Here is a 16,902-nt window from a genome sequence, read left to right on the forward strand (position 1 = left end):
TTGCCCTAAAAACGCCAAGACCGGGGAGGCATCTTTCACCGGAATGACCAATTCATTTTGCGGGAGCAAGAGAGGATGACAATGGAAGATCGCGAAAATGCCTTTGAAAGCAAATATGCGCATGACGCGGAGGTTCGCTTTCGGGCAGAAGCACGGCGCAACAAGCTGATTGGCCTTTGGGCAGCGGAAAAGCTGGGCAAGACCGGCGAAGAAGCGGAAGCCTATGCGCTTGAAGTCATCAAGGCGGATTTCCAGGAAGCCGGTGATGACGACGTTTTCCGCAAGATCCGCGCCGATTTCGATGCGGCAGGTGTCGACAAATCCGACCACCGCATCCGCCGTACAATGGATGAAATGCTGGAAGAAGCCATCCGCCAGATCCAGGGATCCTGATCTGTCCTGATCGGTCTTCGTAAAAACCGCCCTTCCAGGGCGGTTTTTTGTTGGTGCTATTCCGTTGTTTTTGCTTCGCTCCCAATGGTCCTTTGATTCTGACATTTGCCTGAGTGGCTTGTATCAAAGGGGGGCAAATGTCAGAATCGGACCACAAGCCGAGTCGGCCATCAGCAACAATTTCCAGGAGAGATCATGTCGCTAGCATCACGTCTGAGGGCGGGAGAAACGGTTTTTTCCGCCTGGTGCAACCTGCCTCATCCGCTGGTCATGGAAACCCTGTGCCGGACGGATTTCACCGCCTTCATGCTCGACATGCAGCACGGCCCGTTCGATACGGAATCGGTTCTGCAAAGCATCGGTATCATCCAGGGCGCAGGCAAGCATACGGTGGTACGCATTCCCGTCGACCGGTTCGACATGGCAAGCCGGGCACTGGACTTCGGCGCCGAGGGCATTATCGCCCCGATGATCAATTCGGTTGAAGATGCGCGGCGTTTTGCTGCTTCCATGAAATACCCGCCGGTCGGCGAGCGGTCGTGGGGGCAGTTGCGCGGGCGTCCGGCAAGCTATGGCGCCAGCGGTTCCGGCGGCTATCTGACTGAGGTCAATGCCAAGACGCTGGCTTTCGCCATGATCGAGACACGCGCTGCCTTTGCCGCGCTGGACGGTATTCTGGCCATCGATGGTATCGACGGCGTTTTTGTCGGCCCTGCCGATTTCTCCATCGGCTGGAGCAACGGGGCCGAGGTGGATGCCGGGTCGCAGGCGATCATCGAGCCGCTGCGGGAAATCGCCGCCAAGGCACGCGCCGCAGGCAAGCTCTGCGGCATCTACGCGCCCAATGCCGAACTGGCAAAACGGTTCACCGGTCTCGGTTTCACCTATGTGCCGATCTCCGTCGACACGGCCTATCTGCAATTGGGTGTGCAGACATTGCTGGCAGCCGTTAGAGCATCGGGCGATAAATAAGACGTGTTCTGCCCGATGGAATTGGGCCAAATTCACCCGGCCCTTCGGGTTTCCGGCTGGCGGACACCCACTTTGTCAGGCAGCTTCGTCCGATGGATGAACATCGGCCTCGCTACCTTCCGCGTGGATTGTCTCGCCATCCGCGAAACAGAACTACGTCCTATTTAACGCCCGATGCTCTAAATCATAATTGCGAAATAAATTTCGCAAAGACCATCGTGCCTTCCGGCCAGGGTCCGTGGCCGGATTCGGCGTTGAGGTGGCCTGATTCACCGGCATCGATGAACAGGGATCCCCAGGCCGCCGCCAGGTCTTCTGCAACGGCATATTCGCAATAGTGATCATTGCGGCTGGCAACGACGATGGATGGAAATGTGAACGGCTCGCGCGGGTAGGGGCCGAATGTCATCAGGTGCTTCGGCCGGATTTTCGGGTTTGACACATCAGGCGGCGTCACCAGGAAAGCGCCTTTGATCTTGCTGCCGATCTGCGGCAATGCGTGCACAAAGGTCGGCACCCCCAGGGAATGCGCCACGACGACAACGGGAAGTGTCGCCTCGTTGACGGATTTGACCACTTCCGCCACCCAGTCCGCAAGGACAGGCTTCGACCATTCCTTCTGCTCGACGCGCCGTGCCGTGGAAAGCTTGGCCTCCCAGCGCGTCTGCCAGTGATCGGGACCGGAATTGGTGTAACCGGGAATGATGAGGATATCAGCGTCTTTGACTTTCATGCTCCCCATTTAGGAAAAATATCGGGGAACCGCAACGCCACAAGATTGTAAACAATCCGGATTTGATGGTTCGCGAATGGTGAACATGCTGTTCGCCGCTGCATGGCTTGTATCTGTTGATGGAACGACCGACTTTAGATGCGATGTAACAGGTGGATCGCCGGGAGTGCACATGAAGGTTACACGCAGAGTTGTCGTCGGCGGTGCCGGAATGCTGGCTTTCCAGGCGATTGCGGGATCAGCCCGCGCGGAGACAGATATGAACAGTGTTCCCTTTGCAGCAACGGCCCGACCCATGTGTCAAAAGTTGGCATCAAGGCGAGGGATGCCGATCAGCTGGCGAAATATTATCGCGAGGTTGTCGGCTTGCGGGAACTCTCCCGCAAGGGGCAGACGGTCATCCTTGGAGCAGGTGAGACGCCTTTGCTCGAAATCGAGCAGGCAGCGGCGATCCGCGCCGACGATCCGCACAGCGCCGGCCTTTATCACACCGCTTTCCTGCTGCCGCGCCGGGTCGATCTTGCCCGGTGGGCGCGGCGCGCCATCGACCAGCGCACGCCGATTGTCGGCGCATCGGACCATATTGTCAGCGAGGCCATCTATCTGACGGACCCGGAAGGCAATGGCATCGAGATTTATGCGGATCGCCCGCATGAGAACTGGAAATGGAACGGTTCATCCGTCGAGATGGGCACCGCTGCGCTGGATGTCGGTAATCTGCTTGGCGAGCTGAAGCCGGATACGGCGGAATGGAATGGCGCGCCCGATGGCGCCATGGTTGGCCATCTGCATCTGCGGGTCGGCAATGCCGGGGACGCGGAGGCATGGTGGCATCGTGAGCTCGGCATGCAGACTGTTGCCGGTTTCGGCGGCAGCGCCGTGTTCCTGTCCACCGGCGGCTACCATCACCATGTCGCTGCCAATTCCTGGCAGAGCAAGGGTGCGGGCAAGCGGGACAATGACCGTTCCGGTCTCGCCTGGGCCGAATTCGTGTCGAGCGATGCCCGGGGCGAGCGGGAAATCGTCGATCCCTGGGGCAATGTCATGCGCATCGTACCGGCAAAGGCCTGACCGCTTTCTGCCAATAAAAAGCCCGCGAAACCGCGGGCTTTTCTTTTGATCAACGGGACGTGTTCAAGCTTCGCCGAACACGCGCCTGAAAATCGTGTCGACATGCTTGGTATGATAGCCAAGGTCGAATTTCTCGCGGATGGTCTGTTCCGGCAGCGCGGCGCGGACGTCCGCGTCGGCCAGCAGCTCTTCGAGGAAATCCTTGCCCTGTTCCCAGACCTTCATCGCGTTGCGCTGAACGAGGCGGTAGGAATCCTCGCGGGACACACCGGCCTGCGTGAGGGCAAGTAGAACGCGCTGGGAGTGGATCAGACCACGGAACTTGTTCATGTTTTTCAGCATGTTGTCCGGATAGACCAGCAGCTTGTCGATGACGCCGGTCATGCGGGCAAGGGCGAAATCAAGCGTGATCGTCGCGTCCGGGCCGATCATGCGCTCGACGGACGAATGCGAAATGTCGCGTTCGTGCCAGAGCGCCACATTTTCCATGGCGGGCAGGGCAAAGGCGCGCACCATGCGGGCAAGGCCGGTCATGTTTTCCGTCAGCACCGGATTGCGCTTGTGCGGCATGGCGGAGGAACCCTTCTGGCCGGGGGAGAAATATTCCTCCGCTTCCAGAACTTCCGTGCGCTGCAGGTGGCGAATTTCCACCGAAAGGCGCTCGATGGACGAGGCGATGACGCCGAGCGTGGCGAAATACATGGCATGGCGGTCACGCGGGATGACCTGTGTGGATACCGGTTCCGGCTCCATGCCCAGCGACTTGGCCACGTGTTCTTCGACATAGGGATCGATATTGGCGAACGTGCCGACAGCGCCGGAAATGGCGCAGGTGGCGATCTCGGCGCGTGCGGCCACGAGACGGGTGCGGCAGCGCTCGAATTCGGCATAGGCCTGTGCCAGCTTGACGCCGAACGTGGTCGGCTCGGCATGGATACCGTGGCTGCGGCCGATGGTGACCGTGTCCTTGTGCTCGAAGGCACGCTTCTTCAGGGCTGCCAGCAGCTTGTCGAGGTCGGCCAGCAGAATGTCGCTGGCGCGCATCAGCTGGACGTTGAAACAGGTATCGAGCACATCGGACGAGGTCATGCCCTGATGCACGAAGCGCGCGTCGGGACCGACGATCTCAGCCAGATGTGTCAGAAAGGCGATGACGTCATGCTTGGTTTCGCGCTCGATCTCGTCGATGCGGTCGATATCGAATGTCGCGGCGCCGCCCTTTTCCCAGATCGTCGCAGCAGCTTCCTTCGGGATGACGCCGAGTTCCGCCAACGCGTCGCAGGCATAGGCCTCGATTTCGAACCAGATGCGGAATTTCGTTTCCGGGGACCAGATGGCGACCATTTCGGGCCGCGAATAACGCGGGATCATTGTGTGTTCCTATAGGCAATCGGTGGGCGGATGAGTGTGAAACCTGCTCTAACAGACCAGGGCGCTGTACTCAACGCGCCTTTTCGGCCCTGCAGGGCAAATGACCGGAAATCAGTGCTGCGCGGTGACGGCCAGCCAGCGGTAATCGGGGCCTTCAAAGCCGATTGAACGGACTGCGATCAGAATGGCGAGGGCAGGTTTGCCATCCGAGAGATAGAAGGTCTGGACGGCGCCGATGCTGTAGCCTTGCGGGCAATTGCGGCTCGACGGGATGGATTTGTCTTCGTGCAGCGTCCTGATATCGGCGGATGTGCCCTGCTGGATCGTCAGGCGAAACCCTTTGTACATCTCCGGTTCCGGGCATTTGTCCGGACGCGGGACATCGATTTCTTGCAGTTGCACCGTCAGCGGCTCGTCCATGGGAGGGAAAACCGGGCGCGGATTGAACGTCGTCTTGAACTTGTCGGCCGACAGTTCGGTGATCGGGTTGGCTGCGACCGTATCGCCTGCATTGGCGCGCAGTTCCGTGTCGGAAAGCCCGGTCAGCCCCTGTGCATCCCGGCCAGCCTTTTCGCGGGCATCGGCGAGAGAGGCCTTTTCATCGTCGAGGCGCACCCGCACCGGTGTCTTGGGAAGAAAGGCGTCGGTTGCCGTGTCGATGTAATAGCGGTTGGCGTAGGGAAAGCCGGAACCATCCTGGACGCCGAATTCCTCGAAGGCAAAAACCTTGCCGTCTTTGGAAAAGCCAAGAATGTCAAGTTTTGCAACATCTCCTGCCCATGCCGCCACTGGCGAAAAACCCGCGACCAGAACGGCGAGGGCGGCGCGAAGCAGGAGGGAAAGGCGCATCACGAGCCCTTGATGGTTGCGTTGCGGATCAGCTCGATATTGGCGCGGTAGCTTGCTTCCGATCCGCCCTTGAACACGGCAGAACCGGCAACCAGTGCATTGGCGCCCGCCTGTGTTGCCAATCCGGCGGTGTCGGCGGTAATCCCGCCATCCACTTCCAGATCGATTGGGCGGTCGCCGATCATCGCCTTGACCTTGCGGATCTTGCCCAGGGTCTCGGAAATGAATCTCTGGCCGCCAAAGCCGGGATTGACGGTCATGACCAGCACCAGATCCACGTCATTCAGGACATATTCGATGGCAGATTCCGGCGTCCCCGGATTGATGGCGATGCCGGCCTTCTTGCCAAGGGCGCGAATGGCCTGCAGCGAGCGGTGGACGTGCGGTCCGGCCTCGGCATGAATGGTGATGATGTCCGATCCGGCCTTGGCAAAGGCCTCGATATAGGGATCGCACGGCGCAATCATCAGATGGGTGTCGAAAACCGCAGAGGTCAGCGGGCGGATTGCCCTGACCACTTCGGGGCCGAAGGTGATGTTCGGCACGAAATGGCCGTCCATGACGTCGATATGCACCCAGTCAGCACCCGCCTTGAGCACGGTGGTGACTTCCGAACCGAGCTTTGAAAAGTCGGAAGCGAGAATGGACGGGGCGATGACAAGCGGGCGGCTCATGGCGTTCTCCGGTAGAAATGTTGTGCGCGCCCGTTACCACGCGCGTCCGGACCGCACAATGAAAACCGTCAGGGCCGGGCGTTCCACACAGGAAACAGGTCGTTTGGAGCCGCTGTTGCCGCAAACACGCCGCGCGCGACGGCCCGTGCCATGGTGGACGCCGCTGCTGCGCACAATTCGATGAATTCGTCGATCTCGGGCGCGCGGCCGGCGCTGCCGGTTGCAAGGGCAAACACCAGATCGCCGTCGAATGGCGTATGCGAGGGCCATATGGCGCGGGCAAACCCGTCATGCGCCGCGATGGCGAGACGTTTGGCCTGTGCCTTGGTCAATTGCAGGTCCGTGGCGATGACACCGATGGTCGTGTTGGTATCTGTTGCCGCTTCCTTGAATTTTGTCTTGATATCCGCCGCGTCGGCAGGAAGCGGATGCGGTAGGCCAAGTCCGCCGAACTCGTCACCAATCTCGAAGGGAGCGGCCCAGAAGTGGCGGCTGCGCCCGACGGTCACCGATCCCAGGGCATTGACGGCCACCAGCGCGCCCATTGTCGCGCCGTTCGGCAGGATGGATGAGGCCGAGCCGAGCCCGCCTTTCAGGCCGGTCACCAGCGCGCCCGTACCGGCGCCGGTGCTGCCGAGGGCAAAATCGCGCGATGCGGATTGCACGGCCTGATAGCCAAGCTCGCGATAGGGCGGATAAAGGCCCCAATCCTTGTCGCCGCCGTTGATCAGGTCAAACAGGATGGCGGCAGGGACGATCGGAATGCGCTGGCCGCCAACCTTGAAGCCGATGCGCTTTTCGCGCAGGGCCGCCTGCACGCCCGATGCGGCATCGAGGCCAAAGGCGGAACCGCCTGAGAGAACCAGTGCATTGATGGTTTCAACCGTGTTGTGCGGCTCAAGCAGATCGGTTTCCCGGGTGCCGGGCGCGCCGCCAAGAACCTGTACGGCGGCCGTCGCGGGTTCATCGCAGAGAATGACGGTGGTTCCCGATTTGATGGTTGCATCCGCGGCATTGCCGATGCTCAGACCAGCGACATCGGTGATGAGGTTGCGCGGTCCTGTCTTCAGCGGCATCAGTTGGTCTCCTGCACGAACTGTTTTCCATCATAGCGCTGCAGGCGAAACGTATCGGCAATGCGCTCGCCGCGGGCGTCGAACTGCACGGGGCCGATGGCGGTTTCAAAGACGTTTTTCCTGAGAAGATCGGACAGGGAGGCGGCCTGGGCCTGCGCGGTTGTCAGCAGCTGGACGGCAACTTCCGCTGCGGCGTAGGCGGGAATGGCATAACCTTCGGGCGCTTTGCCGGCAAGTTCCATGGCGTTGCTGGCATTGCGGGCGCTCTCGAGGGTCTCCGGATCGCGCGGTGCGATCATCAGCGTTCCCACGGACAGATCGCTGCCGCTGGCGGTTGCCTTGAGCGATTCACCGCCGATGATCGTCAGGGGATAGTTGAGCGCCACGGCGCTGCGACCGATGGCAGCGACGTCATCCCGTTCGCCGCCGACGAAAACCTGTGTCGCTCCGGCCCGCTTCAGGCGCCCGACCAGTGCATTCTGATTGTCGAGGCCGGGGCGATAGGTATCGGCAAACACAGGCTTCAGGCCCTTTTCCTCGAGGCGCCCCCGCACCGTGGCGGCGATCTCGCGGCCGAAAATCGTGCCGTCGTCGATGATGGCGAAGGGCGAGGTCCGCCAGAGGTTCACCAGTATGTCGCCGGTCTCACGGGCGGCATTGCGCTCGGAGGAGGCAATGCGGAACACCGGATAGGGTGTATCTGCGCGCATTTCCGTCAGGGTCAAATCCCGAACCCCGGGTGTAATGACGGCAATGCCCTTCTGCCCGAGGATGGGCAGGGCGGCTTCAAGCGATTCCGTGCAGAGAAAGCCGACCACAATCGTCGCATTGGCCAGCACCATTTCCCGGGCGGCGGCGGCCCCGCCTGCCGCATCGCATTTGTCGTCGGCGGTCACAACGCTGATGTCTTGTCCCTGCTTGTTGCCGGCAACCGCGGCATTGGCTCCGTCGACCAACTGATTGCCAAGCCGCGCAAAGGAACCGGAGAGCGGTGCAATGACGCCGATCTTGTCCTGTGCATAGGCGACGCTGCCGAACAACAGGCACAGACCAAGCGTCGCGGCTCGTATCATGGGATTCATTGCGATATTGCCGTACCTTCGAGATGGCGGATGACGAAACGTTCGATTTGGGTAACTGTTTCCTTCACTCTGTGCAATCCGGCTCTATATAAAAGGGTAAGCATAGCGCGATAATATTGGCTCGTTCCGCCGGAAAGAGTCCAAGCCGCAGAAAAAATATTCTACAGCTATAGTTCGGGCGCGTGTTGCGTTAGTGATGATTTGGACAACGGAAATAAAACTGTGCTCATCGCCAAGGACCAGAAAATAGAACCTCTCGCATTCCGCAATGCCATGAGTCATTTTGCGGAAGCGGTTCACGTCATTACCACCGATGGACCGGCGGGCAGACGTGGCGTGACCATTTCTGCCGCATGTTCCGTATCCGACAATCCGGCCACCATTCTGGTCTGTTTGAACCGGCAGCATGAATTCAATCATCTTTTCATCGAAAACCAGGTTTTCGCGCTGAACGTGCTTTCGGCGGACCAGCGGGCGATTTCCGAGGCCTTTTCCGGCAAGGGGGATTTGCCGCAGGAAGACCGGTTTGCCCTCGGGCAGTGGCAAACGCTGCAAACCGGTGCGCCGGTGCTGATGAACGCACTCGCCAGTTTTGATTGCCGCATCATTGCCACCCATGAGGTTGCCACGCATTATGTCATCTATGGCAAGGTCACCGCGCTCAACACCGGGGAGCGCGGCCAATCGCTTGTCTATCTCAACCGCTCCTATCATGGTGTAGGGGAATAGGTCCAAAACGGAGATTTCATGGCCGACCAGACTGTTTCATCATTGCCGCAATCGATCGACGCGACGCTGGCACTGCTTGAAACCGGCGGCTATGTGGCGGACCGGGCGCTGGCGACGGTGCTGTTTCTCAGCCTGCGGATGAAACGGCCGCTGTTTCTCGAGGGGGAAGCCGGTGTCGGCAAGACCGAGATCGCCAAGGTTCTTGCGTCGACGCTGGATCGGCCGCTGATCCGCCTGCAATGCTATGAAGGCCTCGATATCTCCTCCGCCGTGTATGAATGGAATTACGCCGCGCAGATGATCGAGATCAGGCTGGATGAGGCGACCGGTATAGCCGACAAGACAGCCATCGAACGCAATGTCTTTTCTGAAAAATTCCTGATCCGGCGGCCGGTTCTGCAGGCGCTTTCGGGCGAACCTGGCCGGGCACCGGTGTTTCTGATCGATGAGCTGGACCGGACCGATGAGGCCTTCGAGGCTTTTCTGCTGGAGGTTCTGTCGGACTATCAGGTGACGGTGCCGGAACTCGGCACCATTGTCGCCGCTGAGCCGCCGATTGTCATCATCACCACCAACCGCACGCGGGAAATCCACGACGCCCTGAAGCGCCGCTGTCTCTATCACTGGGTGGATTATCCCTCGGCGGAACGGGAGCTGGAAATCGTCCGGCGCAAGGTGCCTGCCGCCAATGAGCGGCTGTCGGCGGAAATTGTCCGCTACGTGCAGAAATTGCGCGACATGGACCTTTTCAAGCTGCCCGGCGTCGCCGAAACCATCGACTGGGCGGGTGCCTTGACCGAGATGGACAAGCTGGCGCTCGATCCGGAAACCATCTCCGACACCATCGGTGTGCTGCTCAAATATCAGGACGATATTGCGCGCATCGCAACGGGCGAAGGGCGGCGCATTCTCGATGAGGTCAAGGCAGAATTGAACGCGGCTTGACATGGAGACATTCGCTTCTTCCCCGCAAACTCCCCGGCAGGACAGCCGGCTGGCGGACAATATCGTCTATTTTGCCAGGACCTTGCGCAAGGCAGGTTTGCGGGTCGGCCCGGCGGCGGTCAAGGACGCCATCGAGGCGGTGCTTGCCGGCGGCATCGGTTCGCGCGACGATTTTTACTGGACGCTGCACAGCGTGCTTGTCACCAGGCGCGAGGATCACGCCACCTTTGACGAGGCATTCCGGCTGTACTGGCGCTCGCGCGAGCTGATCGAGAAAATGCTGGCGATGTTCTCGCCGGTTGCCGTGGCACGGGAACGGCCGAAGCCGAAGGCGGCGGAAGCGCGTGTTGCCGAAGCGCTGTTCAAGGGCAAGGCCCGCAATGCGCCGCAAGAGCGGCCGCCGGACATCGATATCGATGCGCGTTTCACCTTTTCCGGCAGGGAAGTGCTGCGGTCGAAGGATTTCGCCCAGATGACCGCCGATGAACTGGCGCAGGCGCGGCGTGCCATGGATCAGCTCCGCCTGCCGGTCGATGAAGTGGCGACACGCCGTTTCCGGGCCGATCCGAAGGGCCCACGCATCGATCCCAGGGCGATGATGCGGTCGAGCCTGAAAACCGGCGGCGACCTCATCCTGCCGAAATTCCGGTCGCGGCGGGAAATTCACCCGCCCTTGGTGGTTCTTGCGGATATTTCCGGCTCGATGAGCCAGTATACCCGCATTTTCCTGCATTTCATGCATGCGATGATGGCCAAGCGCCGCCGCGTGCATTGTTTTGTCTTCGGAACGCGCCTCAGCAACATCACCCGCCCGCTGCGTTACCGCGACCCGGACGATGCGATTGCGCACTGCACCGGCGCCGTGCACGACTGGTCGGGCGGAACGCGCATCGGCGAGACGCTGCGTGTGTTCAATCGTCAGTGGTCGCGCCGGGTGCTCGGGCAGGGGGCGGTGGTGCTGCTGATTACCGATGGCCTTGAGCGTGAGGAAACCAGCGGGCTTGAAGCGGAGACGGAACGGCTGGCAAAATCCTGCCGCCGCCTGATCTGGCTGAACCCGCTGCTGCGCTTTGAAGGTTTCGAGCCGCGTGCCCGCGGCGTCAGGGCCATGCTGCCCTATGTCGATGATTTTCGCGCCGTGCACAATCTCGATGCGCTGGAGGATTTGTGCCAGGCATTGAGCCGCCCATCGGAAAAGCGCGATGATCCCAAGCGCTGGTTGCAAAGTTCTTCCCAGCAACCCAGCTTATACGCATAATGGTGCGGGAGGCATGGCCATGACACAGCAAAGCACAAGTGAACACGATCCGCTGCTCGTCGCCGAGCGCTGGATGTCCGGCGGCCGTGACGTTGCTATTGCCACGGTCATCGAAACCTGGGGATCGGCGCCGCGTCCGGTCGGCAGTCACCTTGTCATTGATGAAAAGGGCAATTTTGAAGGCTCGGTTTCCGGCGGCTGTGTCGAGGGTTCGGTGATCGCCGAGGCCATGGACGTGATCACCACCGGCGAACCCCGGCTGCTGGAGTTTGGTGTTGCCGATGAAACGGCATGGCAGGTCGGACTTTCCTGCGGCGGCCGCATCAAAGTCTATGTTGAACGGCTTGGCTGAGATTGCATCATGGATCCCTATTGCCTCAAGAAACTGAATATCGAACGCCAGGCCCGCAGGGCGGCGCTGCTGTTGACCGACCTCGGCGACGGCCGCGACCGGGTCATCAAGGAGGGCGATCCCGTCGCCGGACAACTCGGCGAAGTGATCGCGAAGGCATTCCTGTCCGGACAGTCCGGTGTCGCCGCGGTGGACGGCCGGTCGTTCTTTCTCAACGTTCACCTGCCGCCGCCGCGTCTCGTGGTGATCGGTGCCGTGCATATCAGCCAGGCGCTGGCGCCGATGGCACGGCTGGCGGGCTATGACATGGAGATCATCGATCCGCGCACGGCCTTCGCCACGCCGGACCGTTTTCCCGATGTGCGGCTTCTGGCTGAATGGCCGCAGGATGCGCTGAAAGCCCGCCCGCTCGATGCCTATACGGCTGTTGCCGTGGTGACTCACGACCCGAAGATTGACGATTATGCGCTGGAACAGGCCCTGAGGGCCGGATGCTTCTATATCGGTGCGCTCGGCAGCCGCAAAACCCATGCCAAGCGGGTGGAGCGGTTGCAGGCACTCGGCCTGGACGAGCAAAGCATTGCCGCCATCCATGCGCCGATCGGCCTCGACATCGGTGCGGCAAGTCCGGCGGAAATTGCCGTCGCCGTGCTGGCTGAAGTCATCAAGGCCTTCCGGGCACGCCGGCTGCGTACGGCCCAAACACTGGAAAAGACCGCATGATTTTCGGCGATACCCCCCTCGATCAGGCCATCGGCGCCATTCTTGCCCATTCCACCCATGCGGGCGCGGTCAAGCTGAAAAAGGGACATGTCCTGACCGGGGACGATATCGCGCAATTGCGCAGTGCCGGTGTTTCCCATGTCACGGCAGCGCGCCTTGGTGCCGGTGACGTCGAGGAAAATGCCGCCGCCCGGCAGATAACCGCTGCCCTGCAGTGCTTCGGCATTCAGGCCGGCCCTGCCTCCACCGGACGGGTGAACTGCTACGCGCAGACCGCCGGGCTTTTTACGGTGGATGCCGACCTGATCAATGCGATCAATTCGGTGGATGCATCGGTCACGATAGCCACGCTCAAACCATTCGAGCGGGTGGAGCCGGGGCAGATGGTTGTCACCATCAAGATCATCCCGTTTGCCGTATCGAAGGCCGTTCTCGATGAAATCGCCACGCTTGCACACCAGCGTGATGCTTTTGGTGTTCATGCCTTTTCCGGTGCCCGGGTCGGCCTGATCCAGACGACGCTTGCGTCGGTGAAACCCTCCGTGCTCGACAAGACCATGCGGGTTGTCGATGCGCGCGTGAGCGCCAGCGGCGGGAGCCTGATCGGAGAATTGCGCCCGGTCCACGAGACAGCTGCGCTGGCGGCATCCATCCGGCAGATGCACCGCAACAGCGATATGGTGATCATTTTCGGCGCGTCCGCCGTGGTCGACAGGGATGACGTGGTTCCCGCAGCCATCCGGGACGTGGGGGGCATTGTTCATCATGTCGGCATGCCCGTCGATCCCGGCAACCTGCTGGTGCTGGGCGAACTCGGCGGCAAGCCGGTCATCGGCGCGCCCGGCTGTGCCCGAAGCCCGAAGGAAAATGGATTTGACTGGGTGATCGACCGGCTCCTGGCCGATATTCCGGTCACCAAGGCAGATATTGTCGGTATGGGCGTTGGCGGCCTGCTGATGGAAATTCCGACCCGGCCACAGCCAAGAGACCCCAGGCCGCCGCTGCCAAGGCCGGCGGTCGCCATAGCTGTTCTTGCCGCCGGGCGGTCGAGCCGCATGGGCGGCGCCAACAAATTATTGGCCACGTTCGATGGCGTGCCGCTGATCCGCCGGTCAGCGGAACTGGCAGTCCAGGCCGGAGGCGAGCCGGTGATTGCCGTACTCGGCTACATGGCGCAGGAATGCAGCGCCGCGCTGGACGGGCTGCCCGTGAACATTGTGCTCAACACGGATCATGCCAGCGGGCTTGCCTCGTCATTGCACGCGGCCATCCGTCACGTTCCGGCATCCTCGGACGGCGTCATGATCATGCTCGCGGATATGCCTGCCTTGTCCGCATCCGATCTGCAAACCATGATCCGGCAATTCCAGGGTGTTGGCGGGCAAACGGTCGTCCGCGCAACCTTCAAGGGCAAACGTGGCAATCCCGTCATCCTGCCGCGCTTCCTCTTCGACGAGGTTTTTACGCTGGCCGGCGATGTCGGCGCACGGCATCTGGTGGAGCGTGGCGATATTCCGGTCATTGATGTAGAGCTTGGCGAAGCGGCGGCCATTGACGTCGACACGCCCGATATGCTTCGGCTGGCCGGCGGCACCATCGTGGCAGCGGCACGATAATCAGGGGATTTGCATTTGTTCAGGACTATTTTTCTTGGCGCGCTGGCTGCCATCGGTCTTTCCAGCGCGACATTTGCCGCGCAGCTTGCGCCCTTCAAGGACGACTTGTTTGCCTATCCCGGCATCATGAAGACGGCCGATGGCGGCGACTACACCGTGGTCGATTACAATGAGATGCGCGATATCAATGGCCGCGACGATGTGCCGGAACTGCGGGTCAAACGCCGGTATATCGATCTTGCCGCCAAGCGGATGCAGAAGGATCTGGTGGTGACCACCGCCAGCGGTCCGGTCAAGGTGATGGCTGCCGGGAAAATCGAACCCGGCGCATCCGTGATCACGATCTATCTGCACGGGCAGGGCGGCAACCGCCAGCAGGGCATGAACGATTTTACCTTCGGCGGTAATTTCAACCGCATCAAGAACCTGATGGTTCTCAATGGCGGGCTCTATCTCACGCCCGATTTCCGCGACTTTGGCGACAAGGGTGTGGCGCAGGTTGCCGGGCTTATTGCCTACTTCAAATCGCAATCGCCGCAGGCAAAGCTGTTCGTCGCCTGCGGTTCCATGGGCGGCTCGCTGTGCTGGGGACTGGCGCAGGATGCGGAAGCAGCGAAAAACATTTCCGGCTTGGTAATGCTGGGTTCCCTGTGGGAGGACAAGTTCATCGGTTCGCCCGCCTACAAGCGGCGCATACCGGTTTTCTTTGGTCACGGCAGCCGCGATCCGGTGTTCGCGATCGACAATCAGGAAGCGTTCTACCAGAAAATACGCAGTACGACGAAAGGTTATCCGGTGCGGTTCGTCCGTTTCGAGACAGGTAACCACGGAACGCCCATCCGCATGTCGGATTGGCGCGGCGTTCTGAACTGGATGCTCACCGTTACACCATAAGGAGCGATCTGGGGATTGTGGCAATAAAGTCCCATTGTGGCGATTGTGCCACTAGACAAATGGGTAAAAGCGAATAGTTTCCGGCCTAAACAGACATCATCCTGCGACGAGACTTTGCGGAGAAAGCCATGCGCCTGCCTACCTCTATTCTAAGCCGGATTGCCCCCCTGGCAGTTCTCATTCCCCTTGCCGCATGTTCCACAACCGGCGAGCCGAGTGCAGGCCCGACATTCGCAACATTCTCTCCGGTCCGCCCGCCCGTCAGTTCGGAACTCGCAGCGCCGTGCATTGCTGCCGCAGCGAGCAAATACGTGCTTTCGGCGAGCAATATCAAAGCCGTCGATGAACGCGCTGTCGGTGGTGGCGTCAACGAAGTCTCCCTGAAAGTCGATATCCGCAATGCGCTGTGCACCGTCACCGACAAGGGCAAAGTCCGCTCCGTCGTCGACACAATGCCGAAGAGCGCCGACCAGGTTGCGGCGGAAGAGGCGGCTGCTGCCAAGAAAGCCGCTGGCGGCACGGCCGCTCCAGCCAAGAAGTCGAAGAAGAAGCAGGCGCAACAGCAGGAAGGCTGATTGTCTCCAGCTTTCGTTCAAACGGCGTGGCGAGAGTCACGCCGTTTTCATTTGGGTGAAGGCTCTGCCGGAACCAGCACCCGCAACGCGCCTGCATGCACCTTGATGACGACGTTGCGCTCCAGCGGGATGAGCTCGCCATCGATGGTGGCTCTTTTACGGCCATGAAGATGCGGAAAATGCAGATCGACTTCCCCGGCCAATATCTCGTCCACGTCGTTGTTGTTGCGCCATGACCCCATCAGGACGGTGGCGGCCAATTTGGCGAGGGATGAAAGCGATATCCTGTCGGCGATGTACACACCGAGCTTTCCCTGATCCAGGCTGTCGGCGATCGGCAGCAAGCCCCGGCCATAGGGGTTGTTGGAGACGGAAATCGCCGAGACTGTCCGCTCGGTTGATGCGCCGTCGATGGTCAGCCGGACGGCAAAGCGGGGCGGACGCCCTATCACCTTGGCAAATGCCCGCATGCTGGCCAGGCGCTTTCCCCACTGGGAACTGTATTCCAGCGTGTTGCGCAGCTTGATCATCCGCGGTTGAAAGCCGATGGCGAACTGGTGCACGAAAGCGCGCTCATTGGCGGTCGAGATATCGGCTGCGCTAATCACACCGCTGGCGAGGCTCTCGAGCGCCGCATTCAGCTCAAGCGGTATTTTCAATGACCGGGCGAAAAGGTTCATGGTTCCGGCGGGCAGCACTGCCAGCGGAATTCCGGTCTTCCAGGCGACGGCTGCAGCGGCGGAAATGGTTCCATCGCCGCCACCGGCCATCAGCACGCCGTCCCGATCCCTCGTGGCCGCATTCTCGAGCGCCTTCACGATATCCTTGCCGGCCACAACATCGCTTTGGAAGGCATGCCCGTGCTGTTCGAAGATCTCTTTCGCCTTCAGGGCGAATGCCGCGATGTCGAGGGTGCGAAAGGTGCCGCCATCGCGGTTGAAAACGGCATGAACCTGCATGAATACTCCCCGATGGCTGCCGCGATCCGGCAGAATGTGGCCGGCCGCTCCGCTTGTGGCAATGCACAATCAGCCCAATGGTTCCAAAATTTCCTGCCGGGCAGCGGCGAGATGCGGGCTGGAAAAACCGAGTGTGCGCAACCCGTCCTGAATTTCCGGGGCGCTCATGAACAGGTTCCACAACAGGCCGGTGCGATGGTTCTCGATCATGGCAACCACGGGTCCCTGATCGATACCGAGATAGGTACGAGCAAACCATCCGCTGGTCTGTGAAAACGCATCGACAAAGCCAAAGCGCCCCCATACCTTTGCCTGGGGCAGCTGGAAAAAGTGCCGCAAGGCATTCATGGCCTCCTCGGGCAGATAGGGCAGGCTGCAAAGGGCGGCCGTGGGCGCGATCAGGCCGAAATCCGAGGCCGGAGAGCTGACGACATAGCCGGTGGGGCCGTGGCTCGAGGTCAGGCCCCAGCTGTCCGGGCCATAGCCGCGATACCCATGCGGGTTCTCGACGCAATGCTGGTAATTGATGCGGGCATGGTTGCAGTTCTGCTGCCAGTAATCGGCATAGCGGTCGGAAAGCCCGCGCGGATCGAGGCCGCAGAACGAATAATGGGCGAAGAACAGCGGCCC

The 16,902-nt window shown here is 60.7% G+C and carries 18 protein-coding genes and 1 pseudogene; 11 read left to right on the forward strand and 8 right to left on the reverse strand.

What is annotated here, in order from left to right:
• The first annotated feature begins 75 nt into the window (after nt 1-75).
• Nucleotides 76-393, forward strand: coding sequence for a DUF1476 domain-containing protein (locus RDL77_RS21230; RefSeq protein WP_223612975.1), 318 nt, complete (start codon nt 76-78; stop codon nt 391-393).
• A 195-nt stretch (nt 394-588) separates the two neighbouring features.
• Nucleotides 589-1,365: an HpcH/HpaI aldolase/citrate lyase family protein gene (locus RDL77_RS21235; RefSeq protein ID WP_223612976.1), complete on the forward strand. Its 777-nt coding sequence runs from the start codon at nt 589-591 to the stop codon at nt 1,363-1,365.
• A 184-nt stretch (nt 1,366-1,549) separates the two neighbouring features.
• Here RDL77_RS21235 and RDL77_RS21240 read toward each other — a convergent pair whose 3' ends face one another.
• On the reverse strand, nt 1,550-2,098 hold the full coding sequence (locus tag RDL77_RS21240) for an alpha/beta hydrolase (RefSeq protein ID WP_223612977.1): 549 nt from the start codon (nt 2,096-2,098) through the stop codon (nt 1,550-1,552).
• Nucleotides 2,099-2,270: 172 nt separating this feature from the next.
• Between RDL77_RS21240 and RDL77_RS21245 the strand changes: the two are divergent.
• Nucleotides 2,271-3,169 (forward strand): annotated as a pseudogene (locus tag RDL77_RS21245) (VOC family protein).
• A gap of 63 nt (nt 3,170-3,232) precedes the next feature.
• Here RDL77_RS21245 and purB read toward each other — a convergent pair.
• From purB to RDL77_RS21270, 5 genes are all read right to left on the reverse strand, one after another.
• On the reverse strand, nt 3,233-4,540 hold the full coding sequence (gene purB, locus RDL77_RS21250; protein ID WP_223612979.1) for an adenylosuccinate lyase: 1,308 nt from the start codon (nt 4,538-4,540) through the stop codon (nt 3,233-3,235).
• A 111-nt stretch (nt 4,541-4,651) separates the two neighbouring features.
• A complete protein-coding gene (locus tag RDL77_RS21255) occupies nt 4,652-5,389 on the reverse strand; it encodes a DUF2259 domain-containing protein (protein ID WP_288194613.1) in 738 nt (245 codons plus the stop codon).
• Nucleotides 5,389-6,063, reverse strand: a complete 675-nt coding sequence (gene rpe / locus RDL77_RS21260; RefSeq protein ID WP_288194614.1) for a ribulose-phosphate 3-epimerase — start codon at nt 6,061-6,063, stop codon at nt 5,389-5,391. The genes RDL77_RS21255 and rpe overlap by 1 nt, the downstream gene beginning before the upstream one ends.
• A 68-nt stretch (nt 6,064-6,131) precedes the next feature.
• Nucleotides 6,132-7,139: a P1 family peptidase gene (locus RDL77_RS21265; protein ID WP_288194615.1), complete on the reverse strand. Its 1,008-nt coding sequence runs from the start codon at nt 7,137-7,139 to the stop codon at nt 6,132-6,134.
• Nucleotides 7,139-8,212, reverse strand: a complete 1,074-nt coding sequence (locus tag RDL77_RS21270) for a branched-chain amino acid ABC transporter substrate-binding protein (protein ID WP_288194616.1) — start codon at nt 8,210-8,212, stop codon at nt 7,139-7,141. The genes RDL77_RS21265 and RDL77_RS21270 overlap by 1 nt, the downstream gene beginning before the upstream one ends.
• Before the next feature lie 237 nt (nt 8,213-8,449).
• On the opposite strand from RDL77_RS21270, the gene RDL77_RS21275 reads away from it, so the two are divergent.
• The 8 genes from RDL77_RS21275 (at nt 8,450) to RDL77_RS21310 (ending at nt 15,313) form a co-directional block, all read left to right on the forward strand.
• Nucleotides 8,450-8,950, forward strand: coding sequence for a flavin reductase (locus RDL77_RS21275; RefSeq protein WP_374042771.1), 501 nt, complete (start codon nt 8,450-8,452; stop codon nt 8,948-8,950).
• Nucleotides 8,951-8,968: 18 nt separating this feature from the next.
• Nucleotides 8,969-9,895 carry a MoxR family ATPase gene (locus tag RDL77_RS21280; RefSeq protein ID WP_105732460.1) on the forward strand — a complete coding sequence of 309 codons (927 nt, stop codon included), beginning with the start codon at nt 8,969-8,971 and terminating at the stop codon, nt 9,893-9,895.
• Between the two features lies 1 nt (nt 9,896).
• On the forward strand, nt 9,897-11,153 hold the full coding sequence (locus RDL77_RS21285; protein ID WP_288194617.1) for a VWA domain-containing protein: 1,257 nt from the start codon (nt 9,897-9,899) through the stop codon (nt 11,151-11,153).
• A gap of 19 nt (nt 11,154-11,172) precedes the next feature.
• A complete protein-coding gene (locus tag RDL77_RS21290) occupies nt 11,173-11,505 on the forward strand; it encodes an XdhC family protein (protein WP_223612986.1) in 333 nt (110 codons plus the stop codon).
• Nucleotides 11,506-11,514: 9 nt separating this feature from the next.
• Entirely contained in the window at nt 11,515-12,228 is a 714-nt protein-coding gene (locus tag RDL77_RS21295) for an XdhC family protein (RefSeq protein WP_288194618.1), read from the forward strand.
• Nucleotides 12,225-13,844: a molybdopterin-binding/glycosyltransferase family 2 protein gene (locus RDL77_RS21300; RefSeq protein WP_288194619.1), complete on the forward strand. Its 1,620-nt coding sequence runs from the start codon at nt 12,225-12,227 to the stop codon at nt 13,842-13,844. The genes RDL77_RS21295 and RDL77_RS21300 overlap by 4 nt, the downstream gene beginning before the upstream one ends.
• Nucleotides 13,845-13,859: 15 nt before the next feature.
• A complete protein-coding gene (locus RDL77_RS21305; RefSeq protein WP_288194620.1) occupies nt 13,860-14,738 on the forward strand; it encodes a S9 family peptidase in 879 nt (292 codons plus the stop codon).
• Between the two features lie 128 nt (nt 14,739-14,866).
• Nucleotides 14,867-15,313, forward strand: a complete 447-nt coding sequence (locus tag RDL77_RS21310) for a hypothetical protein (RefSeq protein WP_105732466.1) — start codon at nt 14,867-14,869, stop codon at nt 15,311-15,313.
• A gap of 47 nt (nt 15,314-15,360) precedes the next feature.
• On the opposite strand, the gene RDL77_RS21315 is transcribed toward RDL77_RS21310, so the two are convergent.
• Entirely contained in the window at nt 15,361-16,272 is a 912-nt protein-coding gene (locus RDL77_RS21315; RefSeq protein WP_288194621.1) for a diacylglycerol kinase family protein, read from the reverse strand.
• Nucleotides 16,273-16,341: 69 nt separating this feature from the next.
• Nucleotides 16,342-16,902 (reverse strand): glucoamylase family protein (locus RDL77_RS21320; protein ID WP_288194622.1); only part of this gene is annotated, 561 nt, incomplete at its 5' end.

Source organism: uncultured Phyllobacterium sp. (assembly GCF_902479695.1).
Lineage (GTDB): Bacteria > Pseudomonadota > Alphaproteobacteria > Rhizobiales > Rhizobiaceae > Phyllobacterium > Phyllobacterium calauticae.

Bases quoted from the DNA above. Each gene is read 5' to 3' on its own strand.
- purB (WP_223612979.1), bottom strand. From the start codon at position 4,540: ATGATCCCGCGTTATTCGCGGCCCGAAATGGTCGCCATCTGGTCCCCG.
- RDL77_RS21295 (WP_288194618.1), top strand. From the start codon at position 11,515: ATGGATCCCTATTGCCTCAAGAAACTGAATATCGAACGCCAGGCCCGC.
- RDL77_RS21310 (WP_105732466.1), top strand. From the start codon at position 14,867: ATGCGCCTGCCTACCTCTATTCTAAGCCGGATTGCCCCCCTGGCAGTT.
- RDL77_RS21270 (WP_288194616.1), bottom strand. From the start codon at position 8,212: ATGATACGAGCCGCGACGCTTGGTCTGTGCCTGTTGTTCGGCAGCGTC.
- RDL77_RS21315 (WP_288194621.1), bottom strand. From the start codon at position 16,272: ATGCAGGTTCATGCCGTTTTCAACCGCGATGGCGGCACCTTTCGCACC.
- RDL77_RS21235 (WP_223612976.1), top strand. From the start codon at position 589: ATGTCGCTAGCATCACGTCTGAGGGCGGGAGAAACGGTTTTTTCCGCC.
- rpe (WP_288194614.1), bottom strand. From the start codon at position 6,063: ATGAGCCGCCCGCTTGTCATCGCCCCGTCCATTCTCGCTTCCGACTTT.
- RDL77_RS21290 (WP_223612986.1), top strand. From the start codon at position 11,173: ATGACACAGCAAAGCACAAGTGAACACGATCCGCTGCTCGTCGCCGAG.
- RDL77_RS21300 (WP_288194619.1), top strand. From the start codon at position 12,225: ATGATTTTCGGCGATACCCCCCTCGATCAGGCCATCGGCGCCATTCTT.
- RDL77_RS21230 (WP_223612975.1), top strand. From the start codon at position 76: ATGACAATGGAAGATCGCGAAAATGCCTTTGAAAGCAAATATGCGCAT.
- RDL77_RS21240 (WP_223612977.1), bottom strand. From the start codon at position 2,098: ATGAAAGTCAAAGACGCTGATATCCTCATCATTCCCGGTTACACCAAT.
- RDL77_RS21265 (WP_288194615.1), bottom strand. From the start codon at position 7,139: ATGCCGCTGAAGACAGGACCGCGCAACCTCATCACCGATGTCGCTGGT.
- RDL77_RS21280 (WP_105732460.1), top strand. From the start codon at position 8,969: ATGGCCGACCAGACTGTTTCATCATTGCCGCAATCGATCGACGCGACG.
- RDL77_RS21255 (WP_288194613.1), bottom strand. From the start codon at position 5,389: ATGCGCCTTTCCCTCCTGCTTCGCGCCGCCCTCGCCGTTCTGGTCGCG.
- RDL77_RS21285 (WP_288194617.1), top strand. From the start codon at position 9,897: ATGGAGACATTCGCTTCTTCCCCGCAAACTCCCCGGCAGGACAGCCGG.